The 23,722-nt window shown below is 55.0% G+C and carries 20 protein-coding genes; 9 read left to right on the top strand and 11 right to left on the bottom strand.

The annotated features are described in order from the left end of the window. Nucleotides 1–57: 57 nt before the first annotated feature. The gene (locus tag ACR0D7_RS17910; protein WP_480680241.1) at nucleotides 58–570 is read right to left on the bottom strand and encodes a hypothetical protein; all 513 of its coding nucleotides are present in this window, start codon (nucleotides 568–570) and stop codon (nucleotides 58–60) included. Nucleotides 571–1,333: 763 nt separating this feature from the next. Here ACR0D7_RS17910 and ACR0D7_RS17905 point away from each other — a divergent pair. The 4 genes from ACR0D7_RS17905 (at nucleotide 1,334) to ACR0D7_RS17890 (ending at nucleotide 6,201) form a co-directional block, all read left to right on the top strand. Further along, on the top strand, nucleotides 1,334–2,539 hold the full coding sequence (locus ACR0D7_RS17905; protein WP_480680240.1) for a YcaO-like family protein: 1,206 nt from the start codon (nucleotides 1,334–1,336) through the stop codon (nucleotides 2,537–2,539). Further along, nucleotides 2,536–3,846 carry a TfuA-like protein gene (locus ACR0D7_RS17900; RefSeq protein WP_480680239.1) on the top strand — a complete coding sequence of 437 codons (1,311 nt, stop codon included), beginning with the start codon at nucleotides 2,536–2,538 and terminating at the stop codon, nucleotides 3,844–3,846. Before ACR0D7_RS17905 ends, ACR0D7_RS17900 begins: the two co-directional genes overlap by 4 nt. Nucleotides 3,847–3,893: 47 nt before the next feature. Then, on the top strand, nucleotides 3,894–5,189 hold the full coding sequence (locus tag ACR0D7_RS17895; protein WP_480680237.1) for a gluzincin family metallopeptidase: 1,296 nt from the start codon (nucleotides 3,894–3,896) through the stop codon (nucleotides 5,187–5,189). A gap of 151 nt (nucleotides 5,190–5,340) precedes the next feature. Then, nucleotides 5,341–6,201 (top strand): hypothetical protein, encoded by an 861-nt coding sequence (locus ACR0D7_RS17890; protein ID WP_480680236.1) that lies wholly within the window; start codon nucleotides 5,341–5,343, stop codon nucleotides 6,199–6,201. Between the two features lie 75 nt (nucleotides 6,202–6,276). Here the strand turns inward: ACR0D7_RS17890 and ACR0D7_RS17885 are convergent, their stop codons facing one another. Continuing rightward, nucleotides 6,277–8,052 carry an adenylate/guanylate cyclase domain-containing protein gene (locus ACR0D7_RS17885; protein WP_480680234.1) on the bottom strand — a complete coding sequence of 592 codons (1,776 nt, stop codon included), beginning with the start codon at nucleotides 8,050–8,052 and terminating at the stop codon, nucleotides 6,277–6,279. An 85-nt stretch (nucleotides 8,053–8,137) separates the two neighbouring features. Further along, the gene (locus ACR0D7_RS17880; protein ID WP_480680233.1) at nucleotides 8,138–8,782 is read right to left on the bottom strand and encodes a GNAT family N-acetyltransferase; all 645 of its coding nucleotides are present in this window, start codon (nucleotides 8,780–8,782) and stop codon (nucleotides 8,138–8,140) included. Nucleotides 8,783–9,086: 304 nt separating this feature from the next. On the opposite strand from ACR0D7_RS17880, the gene ACR0D7_RS17875 reads away from it, so the two are divergent. Beyond that, nucleotides 9,087–10,589 (top strand): aldehyde dehydrogenase (NADP(+)), encoded by a 1,503-nt coding sequence (locus ACR0D7_RS17875; protein ID WP_480680232.1) that lies wholly within the window; start codon nucleotides 9,087–9,089, stop codon nucleotides 10,587–10,589. An 87-nt stretch (nucleotides 10,590–10,676) separates the two neighbouring features. Then, the gene (locus ACR0D7_RS17870; RefSeq protein WP_480680231.1) at nucleotides 10,677–11,519 is read left to right on the top strand and encodes a fumarylacetoacetate hydrolase family protein; all 843 of its coding nucleotides are present in this window, start codon (nucleotides 10,677–10,679) and stop codon (nucleotides 11,517–11,519) included. A gap of 56 nt (nucleotides 11,520–11,575) precedes the next feature. On the opposite strand, the gene phnY is transcribed toward ACR0D7_RS17870, so the two are convergent. Next, nucleotides 11,576–13,024, bottom strand: a complete 1,449-nt coding sequence (gene phnY, locus ACR0D7_RS17865; protein ID WP_480680230.1) for a phosphonoacetaldehyde dehydrogenase — start codon at nucleotides 13,022–13,024, stop codon at nucleotides 11,576–11,578. 399 nt (nucleotides 13,025–13,423) lie between these two features. Here phnY and ACR0D7_RS17860 point away from each other — a divergent pair, with 399 nt between their 5' ends. After that, nucleotides 13,424–14,098: a GntR family transcriptional regulator gene (locus ACR0D7_RS17860; protein ID WP_480680229.1), complete on the top strand. Its 675-nt coding sequence runs from the start codon at nucleotides 13,424–13,426 to the stop codon at nucleotides 14,096–14,098. Between the two features lie 4 nt (nucleotides 14,099–14,102). Here ACR0D7_RS17860 and ACR0D7_RS17855 read toward each other — a convergent pair whose 3' ends face one another. From ACR0D7_RS17855 to ACR0D7_RS17825, 7 genes are all read right to left on the bottom strand, one after another. Further along, nucleotides 14,103–15,059, bottom strand: a complete 957-nt coding sequence (locus ACR0D7_RS17855) for an ABC transporter ATP-binding protein (protein ID WP_170384507.1) — start codon at nucleotides 15,057–15,059, stop codon at nucleotides 14,103–14,105. Then, a complete protein-coding gene (locus ACR0D7_RS17850) occupies nucleotides 15,056–16,033 on the bottom strand; it encodes an ABC transporter ATP-binding protein (RefSeq protein WP_480680228.1) in 978 nt (325 codons plus the stop codon). Before ACR0D7_RS17850 ends, ACR0D7_RS17855 begins: the two co-directional genes overlap by 4 nt. A gap of 4 nt (nucleotides 16,034–16,037) precedes the next feature. Further along, nucleotides 16,038–16,940 carry an ABC transporter permease subunit gene (locus ACR0D7_RS17845; RefSeq protein ID WP_170384503.1) on the bottom strand — a complete coding sequence of 301 codons (903 nt, stop codon included), beginning with the start codon at nucleotides 16,938–16,940 and terminating at the stop codon, nucleotides 16,038–16,040. Then, nucleotides 16,940–17,947 (bottom strand): ABC transporter permease subunit, encoded by a 1,008-nt coding sequence (locus ACR0D7_RS17840; protein ID WP_170326437.1) that lies wholly within the window; start codon nucleotides 17,945–17,947, stop codon nucleotides 16,940–16,942. Before ACR0D7_RS17840 ends, ACR0D7_RS17845 begins: the two co-directional genes overlap by 1 nt. Beyond that, the gene (locus tag ACR0D7_RS17835) at nucleotides 17,947–19,041 is read right to left on the bottom strand and encodes a M24 family metallopeptidase (RefSeq protein WP_480680227.1); all 1,095 of its coding nucleotides are present in this window, start codon (nucleotides 19,039–19,041) and stop codon (nucleotides 17,947–17,949) included. The genes ACR0D7_RS17840 and ACR0D7_RS17835 overlap by 1 nt, the downstream gene beginning before the upstream one ends. 66 nt (nucleotides 19,042–19,107) lie before the next feature. Then, nucleotides 19,108–20,691, bottom strand: coding sequence for an ABC transporter substrate-binding protein (locus ACR0D7_RS17830; protein WP_480680226.1), 1,584 nt, complete (start codon nucleotides 20,689–20,691; stop codon nucleotides 19,108–19,110). Between the two features lie 376 nt (nucleotides 20,692–21,067). Further along, on the bottom strand, nucleotides 21,068–21,685 hold the full coding sequence (locus tag ACR0D7_RS17825; RefSeq protein ID WP_480680225.1) for a TetR/AcrR family transcriptional regulator: 618 nt from the start codon (nucleotides 21,683–21,685) through the stop codon (nucleotides 21,068–21,070). A 170-nt stretch (nucleotides 21,686–21,855) separates the two neighbouring features. Between ACR0D7_RS17825 and ACR0D7_RS17820 the strand changes: the two genes are divergently transcribed. Together ACR0D7_RS17820 and fghA are read left to right on the top strand one after the other, a co-directional pair. Continuing rightward, nucleotides 21,856–22,785, top strand: coding sequence for an AEC family transporter (locus ACR0D7_RS17820; protein WP_480680224.1), 930 nt, complete (start codon nucleotides 21,856–21,858; stop codon nucleotides 22,783–22,785). Between the two features lie 101 nt (nucleotides 22,786–22,886). Beyond that, the gene (fghA, locus tag ACR0D7_RS17815) at nucleotides 22,887–23,720 is read left to right on the top strand and encodes an S-formylglutathione hydrolase (protein WP_480680223.1); all 834 of its coding nucleotides are present in this window, start codon (nucleotides 22,887–22,889) and stop codon (nucleotides 23,718–23,720) included. Nucleotides 23,721–23,722 lie beyond the last annotated feature (2 nt).

Genomic DNA, 23,722 nt, shown 5'->3' with positions numbered 1-23,722 from the left:
TTGCTTCACCGCAAATCCGCCGCATAATCACAAAAACCAGATGAGCCAGATCCTCTCTTAGCTCAGGCGGCCATCTGTCCCAAAATCCCTGACGACGGACAGTATATTCAGATTGGAAATCTTACCGCCACGGATTTCACAATCGAACAGAACCACCTGATTTCGTTCGAAAATTTGCGTACCCGCCTTGATCGGAACGAAATTCACCTCAAAAAACTCTATTCCATAGAAATGGCATTCACCCCTAAACAGAACAGTTCCCGGCCCAAAAATTTTACAATCCGTGAAATTCTTACCTTCTGCTGATTGTGTTATAGGGTGCACAATATCAGCTATGTTGAAACGCTCTTTCGTGAATTCTTGCTCAACAGGATTGACTCTAAAACGTCGCCCATCCCGCGCCTTATCTATTAGTTTCAATGCCGTCTCGTTGTACCGCGCCTTAGAGTTCAACCACTTAATTAAGCTTAGCAAGACAAAAATTGTCAAAACGGAAAAGATAGCAATAGCGGATATTCCAGCAGGCCCGAGTTGCTGCGTCCACTCCGTTATAGTGGATGTGTAAGTCATTACTCCACCACCCACGAGTGAAGTAATGAGAATCCAATTGTTAACGACCCTATCGTAACTCCATTAGATGAGGGAGATACCAGGCTCCAAGCGTAGAATGCGTTCGAAAAACGATTTTTTAGACATGAGTAACTCATCTCATGCTCCTATCGAATTGTCGAGGGATTACGTATGCCGAGGGGATACACTCCAATAAACTGGGTATCACACCAAATAAATCGCGATAAAGCTGTTTGTAACCGCGTAGTGTTTCAGAAACCGGATTGCGGCAGGTCTGCACGCACTTGCTGGAGATGACTACATTCTCAAATCCTGGGTTAATCGCGATACTGTGCCATCCGCGTGTGACCCTCTGGAACCTTCAGCCGAGTGGTACTGAGCCCCCCTTGACCTTGGACTGGCACAATCCGGCTGAGAAATGGCGAAAAGATGGACGGCGGAGCTCTCGAAGCCGACCTTGCAGACCTATTTGGACGCTCGAAAAACTGTTTGATGCCGGAAGCTTTGTCTGGAAATTCCGGCGATACATTCCGGGATGGTGCTAGGCCTCCGTATTGGCCGGATGCACTGCTTAGGTCTTCTTATCCGAGTGTGGTATTGAAGACCGGCGAAAATTCCGTTGCCTTTCCCGGCTCACCCGCAGCCAATTGGCGAGTTGTGGCGGTTGACCGAACGGATGTGATCTATCATCCTACGTTGTAATAGTCTGGACCGGCGCAATTATTTTTACGTTACGGTCAATTATTTTAACAAGGCCCGCTAAATGCCCGACGGATCGCAAAAGCAATATATGCTGGACACGCATCGGTTGCGCGATCCAGAGCAAACACTTGAGATCGTGAAACCGTTTTTGAAGGACATGGGGATCACCCGGATTGCGAACTTGACTGGGCTGGACCGGATCGGGTTGCCGACAGTAATGGTTGCGCGACCAAACTCACGGTCGGTTGCGGTGTCTCTGGGCAAAGGTCTTTCATTGCGTGCCGCCGAAGCATCCGGTGTGATGGAGGCGATTGAGTCTTGGCATGCTGAGAGGATTCAGCTTCCCCAGCGCCTTGCCAGATATGCCGATCTTTCACTGGAAACGAATGTTGTGGATGTCGCCGGGTTGCCGCGCGTAAGCGGCGGGCGCTTTGATCCCCACGCGAACATTCTTTGGGTCTTGGGTCAGGATGTAGGTGCGAATGTTCCGTGTTGGGTGCCGCTTGAGATGGTCGACACAGACTATACGGCGGCTCCGGTCGGAGGTCAGAAGGCCTTTCCCCGATCAACCAACGGATTGGCTTCGGGAAACAGCTTGGCCGAGGCCAGCTGTCACGCGATCTGCGAACTGATTGAACGGGACGCGACGGCGTTGTGGTTTCAAAATACAGCACCTCCGCGGCTGAATGTGGATAGCGTTGATGATCCACGTTGTCGTCAGGCCATAGAGATGATTACAGCGGCCGGGTTAGAGATTGGGCTGTGGAATACAACCTCGGATATCGAGATTGCGAGTTTCCGGTGTGTTATCTGCGAAGGAGGTGGACAACCGGGCCATATCGGTATTGGTGATGGTTGCCATCCTGACCGCGCGATTGCTTTGCTCAGGGCACTGACCGAGGCCGCACAAACGCGGCTGACTTATATTTCCGGCGCAAGGGATGATCTCGACCCGGAAGAATTCACTGATCAGGCCAAATACGAACGCGACCGCTATGCGCGCGGCTTGATTGAAGGTGCTGAGGCCAGTCAGAACTTCTCCAACTGCCCGTCCCACGTGACCGGATCTTTCGATGAAGACCTAGAGTTCATTTTGCAGCGGCTTGCCAATGTGGGGATCTCGCAGGTGGTTGCGTTGGACTTGTCGCGCCCGGAATTCGACATCGCGGTGGTTCGCGCGGTTATCCCTGGGCTTGAGGCACCTCATGATGATCCTGACTATGTCCACGGCCCTCGGGCACTTCGCATTTCAGAGGGTCTGACATGACAGCCGTAGTTTTTGTAGGCCCGACGCTTTCATCAGAGGCGGTGTCAGACTGTCTGGATGCTGAAATCCTACCCCCCGTCCGGCAGGGCGACGTATACCGAGTTGCGCGCGACAAACCGGATGTGATCGGCATCATTGACGGGTTTTTCGAGGGTGTTCCGGCGGTCTGGCACAAGGAAATCCTGTGGGCGATGGAACAGGGAATTCCGGTTTTTGGCAGCGCCAGCATGGGGGCATTGCGCGCCGCCGAGCTGGCCGATTTCGGAATGATCGGTGTTGGCGGTATATTTGAAGACTTCCTCAGCGGTGTATTGCAGGATGATGATGAGGTCGCGGTTCTGCACAGTCCAGCCGAACTGGCGTTTCGGCCATTAAGTGAACCGATGGTGTCAATCCGTGCGACAGTATCAAAAGCTCAGAACGATAAGATTTTATCGCCAGATTCCGCTGCTGAGATATTGCGCTATGCAAAGGCGTTACACTACCGCCAACGTGCTTGGCCAGACATCCTTGGAGCGTTAGCCGCATTGCCCGGAATGACCGCGTTCACGGAATGGCTGCCAACAGGTCGCATCGACGCCAAGGCCCGGGACGCGTGCGCCATGCTTGAGCGTATCTCCGATTATTTGGCCGATGGTACCCTGCCCGCTCTGGAGCCTGCCCGAACTGAACGCACCCTGATGTGGAAGGCTCTGCGATCACGGGTGGATGCGAGTCTTCAGGTTGTCGACAGCGCCGTGTTGGACGAACTGCGGCTGGACCCCAAACTCTTTACGCGCTTAAGGGATCGCGCAGCCTTGGCCCTGCTGTCTTACGAGGACGCGACCCGTCAGGACCTGAACCCCGAGCGTTCCGAATTGGTCAGGCAAATGGACGATCACAGGGCCAGTACGGGGTTGTCCCGCCGGTCTGATCTGATGCAGTGGATCGAGGCCAATGATCTGAATGTTGAAAGCTACGAAGCGATGCTGGCCGATGGCGCGCGGATTGACGCGGCTGTCACCTCGCGCGCGGGCCGATTGGATGCGCATTTGCTGTCCGAATTGCGCCGGTTGGATCAGTATACAGAATTGCGTGATCGGGCCGTCGACAAAGCCCGGTGTGCCGTCCCCACATGTGCAGTTGGGATAGATCGTCTGCGTGTGCTGATTTGGTATTTTGAATCTCGTCTTGACCAAGAGGTGCCGGATGATCTTGACTCTTATACACAGTCGCTTGGTCTGACCGGGCGCGATGCGTTTTATGAAATGATTGAAGCTGAATATTTGTATTGCCATTCTGGCACTGATGCGGGGGCCGCCGAATAGAACAAAGGCCGCTGGAATTGTCCGGGCACGACACGGGAGGGCGTTAAGTGAACTACCCCGAACAGATCGAAGAGGAAGAGCCCGGGACGCGGTTTCTGCTTTTCCCACAATCTCCATTTCTGGAGCCGAATGCCGAACTGGAACTGGTCGAGGTTTCGGCACCACAAGGCAGCATCGGTCCGGGGCCGTCTGGGCCGCGCATGTACACCGTCAACCCGGTGGGGAAAACAACTCCATATGGTGCGATTATACCAGGTCCGAATGGGCCGGGCATGTATCTGCCGCCGTGGGATGGATACATCCAGCCACCCGCCATGCCCGATGAATTTGGCAACTTCATCCATATCGACCCGTCCGATCCCGCCTTTGAGGCCGCCCATTTGTTCGGGTCGGCCCATTTCACCATGGATGTGTGGCAGGGGTATTTCGATCGTCCGATCCCGTGGCATTTCGGCCGTGATTTTGAACGGCTGGAACTGTCACTGTTACCCAGTCTAGATAACGCTCATATAGGCTGGGGATTTTTGGAAACCGGCGGAACCCACGAGCACGGGGATGAATACCGCCCCTATAGCCTGAATTTCGATGTGGTCGCGCATGAGATCGGCCACGCTATCATCTACAGCGTGATCGGGTTGCCCTCGGATGGGGACGCCGGGGGTGAATATTATGGGTTTCACGAATCCGCAGCTGATTTGGTTGCCCTGTTGGCTTCACTGCACTTTGGGTCTGTCATAGACAAACTGCTCGAGAATACGCGGGGAAACCTCTATACGTTCAACCGCCTCAGCCGGTTTGCCGAACTGTCGGACAACGCGCAGATCCGGATGGCGGCAAACGACCGGTCGCTTTCGGAATTTGCCGCCGGATGGTCAAGCGAACACGCGTTATCGGAACCCCTGACCGGAGCGATGTTCGATATTTTTGTCGATATCTATCACGAGCGCCTTTTGGTCCACGACCTGATCTTGCCTGAAGACGAAGACTTGTCGGACAAATTGGAGGGCTCACCGAATTACAGCGAGGTGATGCAGGGTATATTCGACAAGCGCTATGCCGAAAACCCCGAAGGGTTCCGCATCGCCCTGCTTGAGGCGCGCGACTATCTCGGCACCTACCTGGCTGACACCTGGGAACGGCTGGATGCGGATATGCTTAGTTATTTCGGGGTGGAAAAGGCTTTGCTGGCGGTCGATCAGGAAATCACCGGTGGTGCATTCCGCCGCATTATCGAGGGCAATTTCAGAATGCGCGATATCGGCCTGACAACTGCGGGGCCTCGCCTGCCCGATCCGGAAGAAGACAGCCACTCGAACTCGGTTCGCACGCAGGTGCCGGATTGAAACTAAAATCCTTTATTTTGAAACAGTTTTATGGCATGCAAGGTTGGGATGATTATTGGAATTCATTTACCCGGAATGTTTTGATCGGGTTTGTTTTAAGGGGGAGATTAGGGTCCTGACTCTGTCGATCCCATAGCTGGGAGAAAACGATATGTCTGAGTCCTTGCTCAGTTTTTCCGAAGTGCTGTTATATGGGCGTGAGGTCAAAGACCTTCAGATCAAGCAAATTAAAGTGCGATTGGCGGACGAGATTGGTGACACTGACAGCCTGCCATCCGGCATTACCCGTATTGATGGGGTCAAGCTGCGTGATGGCGACCGGATTCTGATTCAAAAAGGTGACACTCACAACATTGTATCCGGTATCTATAAGGCCGAAAAACAAGACGATGACACATTCAATCTGGTCGATAGAACGACGGTCGATTACGAGGCCAGTGTATATGTAAAACGTGGTCGGGAATTTAAGCGTACATTCTGGGTCCAAAAGCAAGACTCGACGACCAACCAGCTATTTGTGGAAAAGCGTCAAAGAGGCAAAGGCGCGAATAACTTCATCGGTGATCAATTTGGCGGCGATGCCCGTCTGGCCCGTATTTACGGCTTTGCCTACGAAGGTACGTATTATGAGCTACCTGAGCCGACGGTGTTCTTGGTACATGGCGAAGGCGTAAAAGCAGCGGCTCCAAGCGGCAATAGTGGTGCTGATGCTCGTTCGCCTCTGGACCCCTCGCTAAGCGGTGTCGCGGCGGCTGATTATCAGGTTTCGGCCGATGTGATGGTTTGGAATTATGATAAGGCTGACTTCACCATTCGCATGGATGTAATGACCGGTCAGTTCGAACAGGTTCTGTTGGATATCTATTTCGGCTACGACAGTCCGGCAATCAGCGGCGCCCGTGTCAGTGGCGCACGCGTGAGCGGTGCCCGAGTGAGTGGTGCCCGTGTCAGCGGCGCGCGCGTGAGCGGTGCCCGAGTAAGTGGCGCGCGAGCGCGAGGTTCGGAAGACTGACACGCGGAAGCGTCATTAAGGACCAATTCGGAATAACTTTGCGAAAGGCCCGTGCTATGCAGGGCCTTTATTCGCTCAAAACCCTGCCTTTTTAAGGCCCTCAACGAAATGTTGTGTGTCGTCTTCCTGCTTGTCCGGCTGGACGGTTCCCCAGCGCGCCAATGAGAAGTTCGGGTGCGCGGCACGATGTTTATCCGCGATCTGACGAGCAAGATCGGTTTGGCCAAGCTGCGCATAGCTAGCTGCCAATAGGCGTTGCCCTTCGGTGGGATTGTTCATCTTGTTGACGGCGTCAATGGCGTCTTGATAGCGCCTGAGGTTGTAATACGCCCCGCCCAGATGCCAGAGGTACTGGTCCGGAAAATAAGGGTTCAACCGCATCGCCTGTTGGATATGAGTGATTGCCGTTTCATTGTCACCACAATGCGCCAGCGCGTCAGCGAAATCCGAATGCATGTCCGCGTCATTCGGGTTCAGAGCCAAAGCACGCTGGTAGGATTGCAGAGCAGCATCATGTTCCTTGCGGTACAGATGCACATAACCCAATTCACCGAAACCGCGTGCATCCGTGGGGTCCAGTTCGATTGATCGTTGCGCAAAAGTCAGGGCTTGATCCAGCGCGGTTGAGGGGTCCTCGGACCAGGAATACCGCCAGTCGATATTCAGCGTTCGGGACAATGCCGCTGCTGCGCGAGCATAACCTTCGTCCCGTTCCAGCGCGGATTGGTAGAAGTTTTGCGCCTTGCGGTTGTCGTTCCGAGTGTATTTGAAAATGTGGTATTGGCCCTGAAGAACCGATCCATACGCCTCGAGGTCGGACGGAACCGCCTGAATCATACGCTGCTTTTCGTGCGACTCGATCATAACCGCGGTGGCGGCAACGATACATTCTGTCACTTCGTCCAGAATATCAAAAATATCGTCGATCTTGCGATCGAACCTTTCACCCCAAATGGTGCGCTCGGTGGTGGCATCAATCAATTCCGCTGTTATCCGAATGCGACTGGCAGACCGTCGCACACTGCCCCGTGCAACATAACGCACGTTCAGTTTTTGCGCGGCCTCCTTCGGTGGCATCGACTGAGTTTTGAAAAAGAAGGATGAGTTTCGCGCAATGACAAACAAATTGCGGAACTTGGACAAGTTCATAATGATGTCGTCGGTCAGCCCCTCGGCGATCCAACTGTCCGATTCATCCCCGCCCTGACTGCTAAAAGGTAGGACTGCGACCGAGGGGGAATCGGGTCTTTCCAAAACATCCCCGAAAATTTCGGGCCGCATTGTACCGGCCATCGTTGCGCCCGCGACTTCGCTACGCACGCAGTAGGTTGAGACAGGCGAAAGAATATTCTTTAGGTGTTTGGGCCCGAGAAATTCATACCCATAACGCAAGCGGTTGCACACCTGATCATAAACTGCAGAACTCACGTAAACCCTTTCGGGTTCGGCAATTTCCTGTAGCCGGGCTGCTATGTTGACGTTATCGCCATGAATGCCGCGATCATCGATGAGAATCTCGCCCAGATGAACGCCAGCGCGGAATTTGATTCGCTGGTCATCAGCGCGCTTCTGATTGTGTTGACTGGCGATACGGTGCAATTCCACCCCGAACTCCACCGCGCTTGTCGCGGTTTCAAACAGGGCCAGGATGCCGTCACCGCGCACTTCGACCACCCGACCTTGAAAGCGAGCACAGGTTTCCTCAAGCTGATAAAGCAATGATTTCAGCGCGTTATACGTGTCCATCTCATTCTCGCTCATCAAGCGGGAATACCCGACCACGTCGGCAAACAGGACTGCACCCAGTTTTTGCGTAATGGAAGGGTTTGGACTCGTGGTATTCACATTCATTACTCGCCTCAGGGCCCGGATTGGAACCCAATGGTCACTTTATATCAAAAGTACTTTTTCAGTCTGAGAGCAAATAAACACCCCGTTAGCCACCTTTATCAAGCTGAGGCGGCCATGACCAGTTCGTGGAACCCTCTGATCCGAAAGATACAATCGTTTCAGGGCAGAGTTCTTTTGCCAAGACTGCGCGTCTTTCCATCCAATCCTGACGGAGAAGGCCAACCACGATCATGTCGTGAAACTTCCCGTCAGCGAACCAGGCTTGCCGCATGGTTCCTTCGACCTGGCACCCCAATCTGGCCACAAGGTCACGGCTGATATGGTTATCATTCCGATAATATGAGGTCACCCGGTTCACGCCCAGTTGGCGAAACGCAAAATCGACAACCAGAGCAGCAGCACGGATCGCAATGCCAAGCCGTCTGGCAGACTTGTCAACAAACATTGCGACAACTGCATCCCGGTTAATTGGCGAGATGGCGTCGAGGCCAATCAATCCCAATATCTTCCCATTGTCAGATTCGACGACGAACCAGCACTTTCCGTTACCGCTTGAGGTGTTGAAGGCATCGCTCCACACTTCTTCAGTTTGCGCAAGATTCCAGGGCGTGCGCGACGTGCGATCAAACCGGGCGAGGTCTTCGATGTCCTGAAACCAAGGCGTAATTACCTCTAAATCGGCCTTTTCCAGTGGACGCAGCTTGAATACGCTGTTCGGTTTTTCTGGCAATGGATCAACTACCTTTAAAGAATGTGACAAATGCAGTGCTTGAAGCCTAACACATATATGCGAAACTTATGAAATGAGAAAATGCGTTCTTGACCCGGCACAAGACAACCGTGTGAAGCGGTATCCAATCTGATTTTGTGATTCACACCAATAAGCCGAGTTTTAACACAAGGATTGGCTATGTTTTCCGCTGAGACCTGTTCAACCCGAACCGGCATGGTGATATTCGTGACTGGAACTTTGATGCCCTTCAACTGATGCGAAACATCGCCAAACGCGGCCTGAAAATAAGAAAGATTTTAACATGTTGACTGGAAAGCACCTTATTGCCGGAGAATGGATTGGAACGGAGGTGACGTTCCCCTCGGACCCAGCACATGGGCCCTGTCACGACTTTTCAGTCGGTACGCCTGCTCACGTTGATCGTGCCGTTCACGCCGCTGAAGAGGCCTTTGCAACATTTGGCTGGTCCACCCGTTCTGAACGCGCGGCTTTGCTGCGCAAGATTGCGGATGAGATTGATGCCCGTGGCGATGCGATAACGGAAATCGGCTGTCAGGAAACCGGTTTGCCCGAAGCGCGTCTGCAGGGGGAACGCGGTCGTACCGTAGGTCAACTGCGCCTGTTCGCGGATCATATCGAGGCTGGAGATTACCTGGACCTGCGACACGATCCTGAACTGCCGGAACGGGCGCCTCTGCCGCGCTCAGATTTGCGGATGATCCAACGTCCCTTGGGGCCGGTCGCAGTGTTCGGAGCGTCCAACTTCCCGCTGGCGTTCTCGGTTGCGGGTGGGGACACGGCCGCGGCTTTGGCGGCGGGCTGCCCCGTGGTTGTCAAAGGCCACCCCGCCCATCCCGGCACAGGTGAGATTGTTGCACAGGCCATAGACGCCGCGATCAAAGCAACTGACAGTCCGTCGGGTACGTTTTCCTTGATTCAAAGCGACGGAATAGATGTTGGAACCGCCCTTGCCCAACACCCATTGATCCGTGCTGTGGGCTTTACTGGATCGTTGCGCGCCGGTCGGGCGCTGTTCGATCTGTGCGCTCAGCGCCCGGACCCCATTCCATTCTTTGGAGAACTGGGCTCGGTCAATCCGATGTTTGTCTTGCCAGAAGCTGCAGCCGTCCGAGGCGCGGAGATCGGAAGCGGTTGGGCGGGCTCTTTGACCATGGGTGCCGGTCAGTTCTGCACTAACCCTGGCATCGCAATTGTGGTGGACGGTGAAAGCGCCGATGCTCTTCAGGCTGCAACGCAGGCCGCTTTGGCTGAAACTCCCGCGCAAACAATGCTGACATGCGGCATCTCGGACGCATATCGTGACGGGGTTGCACAATTTGCTGCTGGAACAGGAGTTCAGCAAGTTGTGCAGAACGAAAGTGCGCCACGTCACGCGGCTCCAAACCTGTTTGTTGTCTCAGGTGATGATTGGTTAAGTGACAGCAGCCTGCATCATGAGGTATTCGGACCTACGGGGATCCTCGTGCGTGCACGCGACACCAACCAAATCATCGACATTGCCCGTACAATTGAAGGGCAGTTGACATGCACATTGCATATGGACGCAGGAGACGCTGAAATCGCGCGCAAACTGGTGCCTGTTTTGGAACGCAAGGCTGGTCGGCTGTTGGCCAACGGCTTCCCGACCGGAGTTGAGGTCTGTGACAGCATGGTCCATGGCGGCCCCTACCCGGCTTCAACCAACTTCGGTGCAACGTCGGTAGGGACCCTATCGATCCGACGGTTCTTGCGCCCGGTCTGCTACCAAGACCTGCCCGCTTATCTGCTGCCGGAACAAATGTAAGTAACAAAGTATTCGTCCCTTGCGCTGACTGGTTGACAAGATCGAATTGATCCAATCGGTGCCATCCGAGTTGCAAAGGAACAGGACATGAAGCTGTTGCGATATGGACCAAGCGGTGCGGAAAAGCCTGGCGTTTTGGATGCTAATGGCAATATCCGCGATCTATCAGACGTCATCGACGATATCTCGGGCACGGCTCTGAGCGACGAAGGGTTGGACAAGTTGCGCACACTCGACCTTTCCTTGCTGCCCGTTGTCCAAGGCGAACCGCGCGTGGGGGCGTGTGTTGGCCACGTTGGAAAGTTCGTTTGCATCGGCTTGAACTACGCTGATCATGCTGCCGAAAGTGGGTTGGAGTTGCCTGCTGAACCCATCGTCTTTTTCAAAGCGACCTCGGCCATCATGGGGCCGAATGACACCGTTGAAATTCCGCGTGGCTCGGTCAAGACCGATTGGGAGGTCGAACTGGGCGTCGTCATTGGCAAGCAAACCAAATACGTGACCGAGGCCGAGGCTTTGAACCATGTGGCTGGTTACTGCGTAGTCAATGATCTGTCAGAACGAGATTTTCAAATGCACCGGTCGGGCCAGTGGGTCAAAGGCAAATCTGCCGACACGTTCGGCCCGATTGGCCCTTGGCTGGTCACGCGGGATGAGGTTCCCGATCCACAGAAGCTGCCGATGTACCTAGAGGTGAACGGCCACCGCTATCAGGACGGGTCGACCGAAACGATGCATTTTGGTGTGGCGACCGTGATCTCTCATCTGTCCCAGTTTATGTCGCTTCAACCGGGTGATGTAATTGCGACCGGAACGCCGCCGGGTGTGGGAATGGGACAGAATCCGCAAACCTATTTGAAACCCGGGGACACGATTGAGTTGGGCATCGCGGGGTTGGGCGTGCAACGACAAGAAGTTGTGCAAGGGTAAAGCCCCAATATTATAATGGGAAACCCTGATCAATTTTGTCCGGGAGTGTTGCGCTGCTATCCCGGCCAAGGCAACGAATATGTTTTAACATTGGTGAAGAATTTCATCGCCTCAATGACGCCTTCCTTAACGCCATTACCACTATTTTTGATGCCACCGAAAGGCGACATCTCAATCCGAAAGCCGGGTTGTTCCCAGATGTTGCAAGTTCCAACGTTCAGACCGTTTATATAGGCAATCGCGCGGTTCAGATCATTGGTACACACGCCCGAGGACAATCCGAACGCGGTACTGTTCGAAAGTTCCATAACCATGGCGTCGTCATCGGGCACGCGCACGATGGGTACGATGGGGCCAAAAGTTTCCTCCATCACCAACTCACTGTCATACGGTACTTTGTCGACCACAACCGGCGGTAGCAGAGCGCCCTGACGACCAGGGTGGTAGAGGATTTCCGCGCCCTCTTCCTCAGCCAAGAATACTCGTTTTTCGAATAGCGCTGCTGCTTCAGCATTGATCACACAGCCCAGTTGCGTCTCGGGGTCCTGTGGATCGCCGAATTTGATCGCCTTGGCTTTCTCTAACACAAAGGGCACAAACTTGTCGGCCACACTGTCCTGCACCAAAATGCGTTTGATTGCGGTGCAGCGCTGACCAGAGTTTCCGGTGGCCCCAGCCACGGCAATCGCCGCTGCCTTCTCCAAATCGGCATCGCTCAAGTCGTTAAGAACAATCAGGGGATCGTTGCCACCCAATTCCAATGCCTGACGTTTATAACCCGCTTTTGCGGCGATCATCTTACCGACCGGCACGCCGCCGGTGAACGTGATTATGTCAATGTTTTCATTGGTAATCATCTCATCCCCGATGTCCTGCGGCCAGCCAGTGACAACCTGGAACATCTCGGGAGGTAGACCCGCTTCATAGAGAATATCGGCCAAACTCAGAGCCGTCAGTGGGGTCAGTTCGGTTGGTTTGCAGACCATACAGTTGTTGGTTGCAATCGACGGAGCGACCTTGTGGCTGACCATGTTCAGCGGATGATTGAATGGGGTGATCGCACTAATCGCATTGACCGGCTCGCGTTTGGTGAAAATCTTTCGCTCTTTGCCGTTATGTGTGAGGTCGCACGAAAACGTTTCGCCGTCATCTTTCAACGCCTCGGCGGCGGCGAACTGAAAGACATCCTGCGCGCGCTTTGTCTCGTATATCGAATGCTGGTGGCAGATGCCGAGTTCCAGCGTCAGCCATTTCGCCAGGTATTCCCGCTTTTGACCAATTAGTTCACCAGCGCGTCGCAAAATCTGACTACGCTCGTATCGGGTCAGGTTTGGCTTATAATTCGCGGCGATCTCAAAAGCATTCCGGGCGTGTTCGGCGGTGCCTGCAGGGACGGTTCCGATGACCTCGTTGGTAAAAGCATAGCGCACAGGGATCGTAGCCTCGGTGAAAACAACCTTCCCCCCTATTCGCATACCTTCATTGCGGGTGTTGGATGTGTTCATGATATCGCCCATTCTACTAAGCCAATGCTATGATGACGGAGATAAACGCGTCAGGGTCCTTTAGATCAGGTGCATTGCCCCGACATTCATCCATTCGGTTCCGAACGTAAATCAATTTGGGTGTAACATCGATGCTGTGACCGGGTTCAAATATGTCCGCATGGCGTGCCTTGTAGACTAAGAAGAAGTGTCAGCAATGTGCTGTAAATTCAAACTTCGGTCCATTGTATAGTTTGGTTCCGAGTCGAGTTCCCAAATTTTTAAGCTCTTTTTTCGCCCTGCACTAAAAGTCCGTTACGCTGACCGACACGGAACCGTTATCGGGTTGGCTAAGGGCTTGGAAATTTCCCTATCATTTTGTATTTTGGATACAAGTTTTCAAATCTCGAGACGATCCTAATGCCCAGAACCCGTGCGATCCCCCGACAAAGCTTGCCAGAAGTCATTACCAATGATCTGCGCGAGCGGATTCTGAGTGGTGAAATGGCCGAGGGAGAGACCATTCGGCAAGAAGCACTGGCCGAGGATTATGATGTCTCTCGCATGCCGATCCGTGAGGCATTGAAACGATTAGATGCCGAGGGGCTGGTGCAGTTGACCAACAACCGGGGTGCTTCGGTCACCTCGCACTCTCTGTCAGAGATCGGTGAAATCTTTGACCTGCGCATCCTGTTGGAAGTGGATTTGTTTCAGCGCGCCATCCCACAGATGACAGACGCAGATTTCTTTGAGTGCGATCGGTTACTGGACGAGATGGAAAAGTCTTATGAGGCCTATAACGTGGGCCGCTGGGGCAGCCTGAACAACGCCTACCACATGGCTCTTTATGCTGCAGCCGGGCGTGGGTTGAGCAATGAAATCCTGCAACGCGTCAATGTACAATCCGACCGATATGTCCGCATGCACCTGAGTGTCATGGAACAACGCGAACCCGCGAAGAAAGACCATCGTGAGTTATTGTCACTTGCCCGCGCCGGCCGGGTCGAGGACGCGTGTGCCCTTTTGACCCGTCACATCCGTCGCACGAAAGAACAGCTGCTCGAGATGATCATCGCGACGCGCAAAGAAAAATAGCCACTTAATCTAATGGATGCAGGCACGCGACCTTGTGTGTTGTCCCGCTGAGATCGGGCGGCGCAGCGCGGCATTCCTCAGTCGCCAGCCAGCATCGCTGTGCAAAGGCGCAGCCTTTGGGGATGTTCATTGGAGAAGGCAATTCGCCTTCCAGCTTGATCCGTTCCTTGCGTGCTTCGGGGTCCGCGCGCGGCGTGGTTGAAAGCAGCGCCTTGGAATAGGGATGGCGGGGGGCGGCAAAAAGCTGTTCCTTGGGAGCCTTTTCAACAGCACGCCCAAGATACATGACGATCACATCATCTGCGAAATGTTTAACCACTGACAGATCGTGCGAAATGAACAGATAGGCCAGGTTCAGACGTTCCTGCAACTCAACCAGCAGATTCAGGATTTGCGATTGGATCGAGACGTCCAATGCTGAGACCGGCTCGTCCAAAACCAGAACCTTCGGACTTAACATAAGCGCTCGGGCAATAGCGATGCGCTGGCGCTGTCCGCCCGAGAACATATGCGGATAGCGGTCGTAATGTTCGGGACGCAGGCCCACTAGGTCGATCATTTCCCGTGCCCGAGCCTCACGGTCTGCAGCGGACATATCCGGGCGATTGATGATTAGGGGTTCCTGCAGAATCTGCCCGATCCGTTGCCGGGGATTGAGCGAACCATAGGGATCCTGAAAAACGATCTGCACAGTCTCGCGCATCTGTGCCCATTTTGACGGGGTGATCTCGACTCCGTCGATGGTCAGGCTGCCTGAGGTCGGCTCCTCGATCATCGTCACAACCCGCGCCAGCGTCGACTTTCCGCAACCCGATTCACCAACAATGGCCAGAGTTTTGCCGGGTCGAAGGTCGAAATCCACGCCGGACAAAGCCTTGACCGTGGCCGGTTTCGACAACAAACCACCTTTGACTGTGTAGAACCTGGCCAATGCGTTGGCCTGAACGATAGGGGCGGTCATGCCAGTTCTCCGGCGGTTATTCTTTCAACATGGTGGCAGCGGGCTTTGCCAAATTCGGTACTGTGCGGGGTCGGAGGCAGCGACCGGCAAATATCGTCCGCATACTTGCATCTAGGGCTAAACAGGCAGCCTTTGGGTCGGTCAAACTGACCGGGCACCACCCCCGGAATTGTCGGCAGCAGTTTCGAGGTTGCCCGCTCCGGCAACGCGCTCAGCAATGCAGATGTATAGGGATGGCGCGGCGTGCGAAACAGATCTTTGACGGGCTGTTCCTCGACCTTTTGACCAGCATATTGCACCTGCACACGCTCAGCCGTTTCGGCGACGACACCCATGTCATGGGTGATAAGCACAAGACCCATTCCCTGTTCATCACGCAGCCGCATCAGCAGGTCCAGAATTTGCGCCTGAATGGTGACGTCCAGCGCCGTTGTAGGTTCGTCCGCAATCAACAGCTTGGGATTACAGGCAATGGCCATGGCGATCATCACCCGCTGGTTCATCCCCCCCGACATCTGGTGCGGAAATGTGTTCAGGCGGCTTTCCGGTGCCGGGATGCCAACTTGGTCAAACAGCTCAATCGCGCGCTGGTGGCGATCTTTGCGGTTCAGCCCAAGGTGGATGCGCAATGCTTCTTTGATCTGAAAACCAACCGTGAAACATGGGTTCAGCGAGGACATCGGCTCCTGAAAGATCATGGCGATGTCCTTGCCAATGATCTTGCGCCGGTCGCGGGCCGAGATTTTGGTCAGGTCGATGCCCTCGAATTTCATCTCATCGGCGGTTATTGTCGCTGTCCAAGGCAGCAGACCCATCAGCGCCAGCATCGACACGGATTTACCCGAACCGCTTTCGCCGACGATGGCCATCAACTCGCCCTTGTCGACCGATAGGTCGACACCATCCACGGCGCGGAACTTGCCCGAAGCGGTGGCGAATTCGACGGTGAGGTTTCGGATATCCAACAGGCTCATATCGTCAGCTCCGCTTCAGTTTCGGGTCCAGCGCATCGCGCAGACCGTCGCCCATCAGGTTGATGGCGAGCACGGTGATCAGGATGGCGAGGCCAGGGAAAGTCACCACCCACCAGGCGCGCAGAATGAACTCACGCGCTTCGGCCAGCATGGTGCCCCATTCCGGTGTGGGCGGCTGCGCGCCCATGCCCAGAAAGCCAAGGGCTGCGGCGTCCAGAATGGCGGTCGAAAACGACAGCGCCGCCTGCACGATGATTGGTGCAAGACAATTGGGCAGTACCGTTTTGAACATCAGGCGTGCTTTACCCGCACCCGCCACGCGCGCGGATGTAACGTAATCCTTTTGCCGTTCCGACAAAACCGAAGCACGGGTCAGACGCACGTAATGCGGCTGGAACACGATGGCGATGGCGATCATCGCGTTGGTCAGTGACGGGCCAAGGATTGCCACCAGAACCAGCGCCAGCAACAATGATGGGAATGACAGGATGATATCCATCACCCGCATGATCAGCGTGTCGACCCATTTGGGTGCGAAGCCGGACAGCAGGCCAATGACTACCCCGCCCGTCACGGCCACACAGACCACAACGATGCCAACGAAAAAGGAATATCGTGATCCCATGATCAACCGTGACAGCATATCTCTACCCAGCGGGTCGGTGCCCAGCGGGAATGCCCAGCTACCGCCCTCTTGCCACGCCGGAGGTTGCAGAATGTGATCCCGGAACTGCTCGGTCGGATCGTAAGGGGCCAGCAGAGGTGCAAATGCTGCGCAGATGACAAAGGCCGTGAAGACCCACAGGCCCATCACGGCACCGCGGTTTTCGCTGAAGTAATACCAGAACTCGCGCAATGCGCTGGGGCGGTCCTCGGTCTTGGGAGTGTTAGCAGACAGTTCAGCCATCACCGCCTCCGGATTTTGGGGTTGATGATGCCATAAAGGACATCGACCAGTAGGTTTACCAGCATCACGATCACTGCGATCATCAGTAGACCGCCCTGCACCACCGGGTAGTCGCGGCGGAAAATGCTGTCGACCATCCATTTGCCGATGCCCGGCCAGCTAAAGATCGTCTCGGTTAGGATTGCGCCAGCCAAAAGCGTACCAACTGACAGGCCGATCACTGTGATCACCGGGATCAGGGCGTTACGCAGCGCGTGCAGTCCGTTGATCCGTGAAGGCGAAAGGCCCTTGGCGCGGGCGGTGCGGATGTAATCTTCGCCCAGCACCTCCAACATGGCCGAGCGTGTCTGGCGCGCGATCACCGCAAGCGGGATCGTACCAAGAACGATGGTCGGCAGGATCAGATGTCGAACGGCGGACCCAAATGCACCCGGTTGCCCTGACAACAAACTGTCGATCAGCATAAAGCCAGTGACGCTTGGGAAGTAATACAGCAGATCAATCCGGCCCGAGACCGGCGTCCAGCCCAGATTGCCCGAAAACACGATGATCAGCAGCAGGGCCCACCAGAAGATCGGCATCGAATAGCCGACCAATGCCGAGGACATCAGCGCCCGGTCAAAGAACTTGCCCCGGTTCACGGCAGCAATCACACCGGCGGGCAAGCCAAGAGCCACCGCAAAGATCATCGCGCAGATAGACAATTCCAGTGTTGCAGGGAACAGGGCAAAGAATTCATCCCAGACCGGTTTCTTGGTGACAAAGCTTTCGCCCAGATCACCGTGCAAGACGCCAACGAGGTAATCCCAGTATTGCTGCAGGACCGGTTTGTCGAAGCCCAGCTTCTCGACCATCTCCTGATAGCGTTCTTCGGTCATGCCGCGTTCGCCAGCCATGACGATGATGGGGTCACCGGGCAGAACCCGGATGAACATGAAGGAAATCAGCGTCACGCCCAGAAATGTCGGAACGAACATGCCAAGGCGTGTGAGTAAGTAGCCAAACATCAGCGACCTATGATTGTGAGATCTTTGGGAAAGCTGGTCAGAGACCGGCAGCCATCCTCGGTAACAAGCACGTCATCTTCTATGCGTACGCCGAAATTGTCCAGTTCATAAAGACCCGGTTCATTGGTCCAGACCATGCCAGGCAGGATTTTCTGGTCATTTCCACGCATAATGTACGGTGCTTCGTGAACGTCGCGGCCCAAACCGTGCCCAGTTTTGGTGCGGATGCGGTCGGCATAGGGCGAGGCTTCGAGCACGCTGATCACCGCGTCGTCGATATCGTGGGCGGTGACGCCGGGGCGGCAGGCCTCGAACCCGGCGAGGTTGGCGCGCAGAACGGTGTCGTAGACGTCCCTGCCCTCGTCCGAGACCTCGGCCACAAAGAAGGTGCGGGTTATATCGGCGGCAAACCCGTGTTTGCGGGCGCCGAAATCAAACAACAGCGTGTCGCCCGGTTTGATTTGGTAATCGGCGCGCGCCTTGCCGTGCGGCTGGGCCGAGTTATCCCCTGCGGCGACAATAGGAGTAAAAGCCAGCGATTCCGCGCCTTCGGCGAAAAGCGCCTGGATCAAAGATTGCTCAATTTGCTTTTCGGTCTGGCCGACACGCACATCTTCGACGACGCGCGTCAACGCACGTTCCGAGACATCTATCGCCGCCTGCAATGCCGCAATGTTTTCGTCTGTCTTGATGATGCGCAATCCGGAAATCTCACGCTCACCGTCCACGATGCGCAGGTCCGGCATTGCACGGGTCAGCGCTTTGGAAACAAAAACCCGCATCACCTGGCCTTCCACAGCCAGTGACGAAAGGGGCATATGCGCGGCCAGCGCCGCAAAGGCATCATCATAACCGTTCTGATCGCGCCAATCGAAAACGGCGCCTTCAAATCCGACTAGCGCCCAAGAACCCAGCTCCAGATTTGGCACAATCGCCGCCGGAGCGCCTTCGGCCGGGATCACGACCACAAAGGGCCGCTCATGGCTCATGAAGGGTTTTCCCAAAGCGCGGGTGAAATTCGGGCCGGGCACCAGCGCCACGGCATCTACTGACATGTTCCTTGCCAGTTCGCGATACTCGGATAAATCCGGCATTCAGGCCGACCTCCCAAAAGGAAAACCGGAGCCACCTGTTGGCAGCTCCGGTACGTGAGTGGTGGTTTATTCGACGCTCACACCATAGAAGATGTGGCCGCCCAGCGGGTGCACTTTATAGCCCTGCACCTTGTTGCTCATCGGCATGTAGACAACCGAATGCGCGATGGTGGCCCATGGTGCTTGCTCTTTGAAAACGACCTGAGCCTCTTCATACAGCTTGGTCCGTTCGGCCTGATCTGTGCTCTGCTTGGCCTTCAGGATCAGATCTTCGAACGGCTGGTGGCACCATTGTGCACGGTTCGAGGCTTCACGACCGTCACAGCCCAGCAGTACGGCCAGGAAGTTGTCCGGATCGCCGTTATCCCCGGTCCAGCCCAGCAGAACGGCACCATCGCGGTTCAGTTCTTTCGAGCGCGACAGGTATTCGCCCCATTCATAGGACACGATTTCAACACCCACGCCGACCTTGGCAAAATCCTCTTGGATCAGTTCAGCCATACGCCGTGCGTTCGGGTTGTAAGGGCGCTGCACCGGCATTGCCCAGATTTTCATCGACAGATCCGACACACCTTCGGCTTCAAGCATCGCCTTGGCTGCTTCGGGGTCATATGCATCATCGGTGATGGCGTCGTTATAACCCCACATGGTTGGCGGGATCGGGTTCTTGGCAACCTGGCCCGAGCCTTGGAAGACAACGTCGATGATCGCATTCTTGTCGATGGCCATGTTCAGCGCCTTGCGGACATTCGCGTTGTCGAAGGGCGCCATGGTGGTGTTGTAGGCCAGATATCCCACGTTCAGGCCTTCCTGCTCCATCATGTTGATGTCTGCGTCATCCTTCATCGCCTGAATGTCGGCGGGGTTCGGATAGGGCATGATGTGGCATTCGCCGGCCTTCAGTTTTTGATAGCGAACCGAGGCATCCGGAGTGATCGCGAAGATCAGGTTTTCGACATCCGCCGGGTCTTTCCAATAGTCAGCATTCTGCGCATAGCGGATCACGGCGTCTTTCTGGTACGCCACGAACGAGAACGGGCCGGTGCCAATCGGTGCGGTGTTCAGCTTTTCAGGTGTACCCGCTGCCATCATCGCATCCGCGTATTCGGCGGACAGGATCGAGGCAAAATCCATCGCCATGTTGGCGACAAAAGGCGCCTCGGGCTTGGACAGGGTGAATTTCACGGTGTAGTCGTCAATCTTCTCGATGGACTCGACCAGATCGGGCATACCCATGCCCTGGAAGTATTCCCATGTACCGCCAGAAACCTGATTGTATGGGTGGCCTTCGTCCTTCTGGCGCATGAACGAGAAGATCACATCATCAGCATTGAAGTCACGGGTCGGTGTGAATTCGTCGTTGGAGTGGAACTTGACGCCCTGACGCAGCTTGAAAGTGTATTCCAGACCATCATCGCTGGCCTCGACGCTTTCAGCCAGACTAGGAATGACATTGGTCGTGCCGGTTTCAAACTCGAGCAGGCGGTTATAGATCGGGTGCGAGGACGCATCAAAGGTGGTCCCGGCAGTAAACAGGGCCGGATCGAACCCTTCCGGTGATCCTTCCGAACAATAAACCAGTGTATTTGCCTGTGCTGCGGCAGCCGACAAGGCAATCGCAGCAGTTGCGGCCATTAATTTCAGTTTCATGTGGGTCTCCCAGAAATGATTTTAGTAGACATTCGCGTTGCTCTTTTTGGCCAGAGCTTTTTGACGACTCGTGTCATAGCGATATCTCTGCCCAATGTATCCAAAATACAAAATCCATTGTCAACTGGCTTGAAAGGCTGCCGCAGACAACTGGCAGATGGATCGGATACACTATCAGTGTTCCGCCCTTTGGGCCGTTCTGGCAAGGACAGAATGACAACGCCTGAAACCACTGGTTCAAAGCGTTTGGGTCTTTGCGTTCAATAGTCGCAAAGAAATGACCCTTCCAAAAAGCGTGGGTTACACCGGCAGACGGCTTTTAGTTGAGAAAGAGACTGATACTATTCTGAGGACCTGTCTTGGACCGCCGATATGGTCAGGCCCCGTAGCGGGCCATGAACATGTCCACCGCCTGGATAGCGATCGCATCAATTTCTGATTGGCTGAATCGGTTCTGGATGCCCAGAGCCGCCTTGGACCAGATGCGCACTTTGCACAGCTCCGAGAATTGTTCAGCCGCAATCTGAATATCCTCAATGGTCAGCTCACCCTTTTTTACGGCCTTTTCCAGGTATTCTGCCATGTGGCGTTGTCCGTTTTTCGGACCAGCCTCATAAAACGCCATTCCCAGTTCAGGGAACCGATCGCGCTCGGCCACGCAGATGCGAAACACCTGTTGCGCGAATTCAGACACAAGAAATGCGGTCAGCTGTGTCGCCGCAATCGTCAATACTTCGCGCGCCGGTTTGGTGTCGTCGATCATCGAAATGACGTTTTCGGCCAATCTCTTGCATTCGGTCTGAGCAACCTCCATGAACAACAGCCGCTTGTCCGGGAAGTAACTGTACAGCGTTGCCTTGGACACACCCGCCGCGCGCGCGATGTCGTCGACGCTTGCGCCTTCGAACCCGTCTGCCATGAATACCTCTCGGGCGCCCCGCAAAACTTGATCGAATTTACGGCCGGTGCGAAGGATGGCTGCTGTCTGGGTCATAGGCTCTCTTTGGATTGCTAATCCTACCAAACTATAAACCGATCAGTTCAGATACAACGATTTTCGTGCCTACCTTCCCTCCCCTGCAATGAACTTCGGTCATTTTCACGTCAGGCCTTGATCTATGCTGATGATTTGCCCTGCTACCAAACAGTGCTAACACACTGACCATGGTCGAGATCTTTCTGCGTACCCTCCCGTTCTTTGTGATCATCGGCCTGGGATACTGGGCCGGGCGCAGCCGCTTTTTTACCGAAGAGGCGACGGCCTACCTGACAAAATTCGTCTTCTATTTCGCGCTTTCGGCGATGTTATTCCGCTTTGCCGCCACACTGCCCTTTGCCGAGATTTTCAATGCGCGGCTGGTCGCTGGCTATCTGCTGGGCACGATGGCCGTTTACCTGCTGGCGACACTAGTGGCGTGGTTGCGCGGCCTCGATATTCCTACTGCGGCGATCGAGGCCCAATGCGCCGCCATCGGAAATGTCGGCTTTCTGGGCCTGCCAATGTTGGCCCTGTTGCTGACCGAAGCTGCCATTGGGCCTGTCATGTTGGTACTGGCCGTCGATCTGGTGGTTTTTTCTTCGCTGATCGTGATCCTGATACATGCTGGGCACGACGGGCGATTGACCCTATCCACGTTTCGCCTGATTGGAAGGGGCTTGGTGAAAAACCCGATGATCGTGTCGATATCCGCGGGGCTGTTGTGGTCGACATTGCAGATACCTGTCCCTGCCCCCCTGAATGATTTTCTGACCATTCTTGGTGGCGCCGCAACTCCAGGCGCATTGTTCGCTATCGGAGCCTCGCTGGCCTCGAAATCGGCCGAACGCGTTCAGGTCGCCGCTTGGCTGAGCTTTTGCAAGCTGGTCATTCATCCCGCATGTGTAGCCATAGTTCTACTATGGCTGATCCCAATTGAAAGCTTTCCCGCGACAGTTGCGATTGCTGCTGCTGCGCTTCCAGTGGCTGGGAATGTCTACATGCTTGCAGCTCATTACGGTGTAGCTCCGCACCGGGCCTCGGCAGCAATCCTGCTATCGACGGTAGCCAGCATCCTGAGTTTTCCGATTGTTATCGCCTGGCTTTCGGCACTCTGAATATCCTTAGTCAAAAAATGTGTGCTCTCAATGCGCGTGGCCTTTACGCCGCGCCCTTGGGTCGTTAGCCATATCTCGACCCAATTGAAGGACTTTGCCAGATGGAAACCCTCTCGGAAAACGCCTGTTTCGGCGGCGTGCAGGGCGTGTATCGCCATGCCTCCTCGGCCTGCCAATGCGACATGACCTTTGGCCTGTTTTTGCCCGCCGAGGCGAAGGACGGCCCGGTTCCGGTGCTGTGGTACTTATCGGGCCTGACCTGCACCCACGAAAACGCCATGACCAAGGCAGGTGCACAAGCTTGGGCGGCGGAACAGGGCATAGCGGTCGTGTTCCCCGACACCTCGCCCCGTGGCGAAGGCGTAGCCGATCATGAAGATTATGATCTGGGTCAGGGCGCCGGGTTCTATGTAAATGCCACGCAAACGCCTTGGGCGCCGCATTTCAACATGTGGGATTATGTGGCAGAGGAACTGCCTGCCCTACTGGCGGAAAACTTCGCCATCGACATGGAGCGTCAGGCGATTACTGGCCATTCGATGGGCGGCCACGGTGCGCTGACATTGGCGATGAACCTGCCGGGGCGATTCCGCTCGGTTTCGGCCTTTGCGCCAATTTCGAACCCGACCGGCGCGGATTGGGGCCGCAAACAGCTAAGCGCCTATCTGGGTGACGATGAGGCGGCTTGGTCAAAACACGATGCCTCTGTGCTGATGAAAGACGTTGGCTTTGACGGCCCGATCCTGATTGACACCGGCGCCAGCGACCAATTCATCGACCTGCTGCGCCCCGAAACGCTGGCGCAGGCCATTGCAGAGCGCCGCCAGCAAGCGACCTATCGCCTGCAGCCAGGGTATGATCATTCGTATTTCTTTGTCTCGACCTTCATGGAAGATCACATCTCCTTCCATGCCGAAGCTTTGTACGGAGATTAAGG

Source organism: Ruegeria sp. BB7, assembly GCF_056539365.1.
This window is presented reverse-complemented; position numbering and strand designations above follow the sequence as displayed.

Excerpts from the sequence above, each read along its gene's own strand:
- ACR0D7_RS17875 (WP_480680232.1), top strand. The coding sequence starts at position 9,087 with ATGTTGACTGGAAAGCACCTTATTGCCGGAGAATGGATTGGAACGGAG.
- ACR0D7_RS17900 (WP_480680239.1), top strand. The coding sequence starts at position 2,536 with ATGACAGCCGTAGTTTTTGTAGGCCCGACGCTTTCATCAGAGGCGGTG.
- ACR0D7_RS17840 (WP_170326437.1), bottom strand. The coding sequence starts at position 17,947 with ATGTTTGGCTACTTACTCACACGCCTTGGCATGTTCGTTCCGACATTT.
- ACR0D7_RS17885 (WP_480680234.1), bottom strand. The coding sequence starts at position 8,052 with ATGAATGTGAATACCACGAGTCCAAACCCTTCCATTACGCAAAAACTG.
- ACR0D7_RS17855 (WP_170384507.1), bottom strand. The coding sequence starts at position 15,059 with ATGACCGCCCCTATCGTTCAGGCCAACGCATTGGCCAGGTTCTACACA.
- ACR0D7_RS17835 (WP_480680227.1), bottom strand. The coding sequence starts at position 19,041 with ATGCCGGATTTATCCGAGTATCGCGAACTGGCAAGGAACATGTCAGTA.
- ACR0D7_RS17825 (WP_480680225.1), bottom strand. The coding sequence starts at position 21,685 with ATGACCCAGACAGCAGCCATCCTTCGCACCGGCCGTAAATTCGATCAA.
- ACR0D7_RS17820 (WP_480680224.1), top strand. The coding sequence starts at position 21,856 with ATGGTCGAGATCTTTCTGCGTACCCTCCCGTTCTTTGTGATCATCGGC.
- ACR0D7_RS17910 (WP_480680241.1), bottom strand. The coding sequence starts at position 570 with ATGACTTACACATCCACTATAACGGAGTGGACGCAGCAACTCGGGCCT.
- ACR0D7_RS17860 (WP_480680229.1), top strand. The coding sequence starts at position 13,424 with ATGCCCAGAACCCGTGCGATCCCCCGACAAAGCTTGCCAGAAGTCATT.
- fghA (WP_480680223.1), top strand. The coding sequence starts at position 22,887 with ATGGAAACCCTCTCGGAAAACGCCTGTTTCGGCGGCGTGCAGGGCGTG.
- ACR0D7_RS17845 (WP_170384503.1), bottom strand. The coding sequence starts at position 16,940 with ATGGCTGAACTGTCTGCTAACACTCCCAAGACCGAGGACCGCCCCAGC.
- phnY (WP_480680230.1), bottom strand. The coding sequence starts at position 13,024 with ATGAACACATCCAACACCCGCAATGAAGGTATGCGAATAGGGGGGAAG.
- ACR0D7_RS17850 (WP_480680228.1), bottom strand. The coding sequence starts at position 16,033 with ATGAGCCTGTTGGATATCCGAAACCTCACCGTCGAATTCGCCACCGCT.
- ACR0D7_RS17890 (WP_480680236.1), top strand. The coding sequence starts at position 5,341 with ATGTCTGAGTCCTTGCTCAGTTTTTCCGAAGTGCTGTTATATGGGCGT.
- ACR0D7_RS17870 (WP_480680231.1), top strand. The coding sequence starts at position 10,677 with ATGAAGCTGTTGCGATATGGACCAAGCGGTGCGGAAAAGCCTGGCGTT.
- ACR0D7_RS17830 (WP_480680226.1), bottom strand. The coding sequence starts at position 20,691 with ATGAAACTGAAATTAATGGCCGCAACTGCTGCGATTGCCTTGTCGGCT.
- ACR0D7_RS17905 (WP_480680240.1), top strand. The coding sequence starts at position 1,334 with ATGCCCGACGGATCGCAAAAGCAATATATGCTGGACACGCATCGGTTG.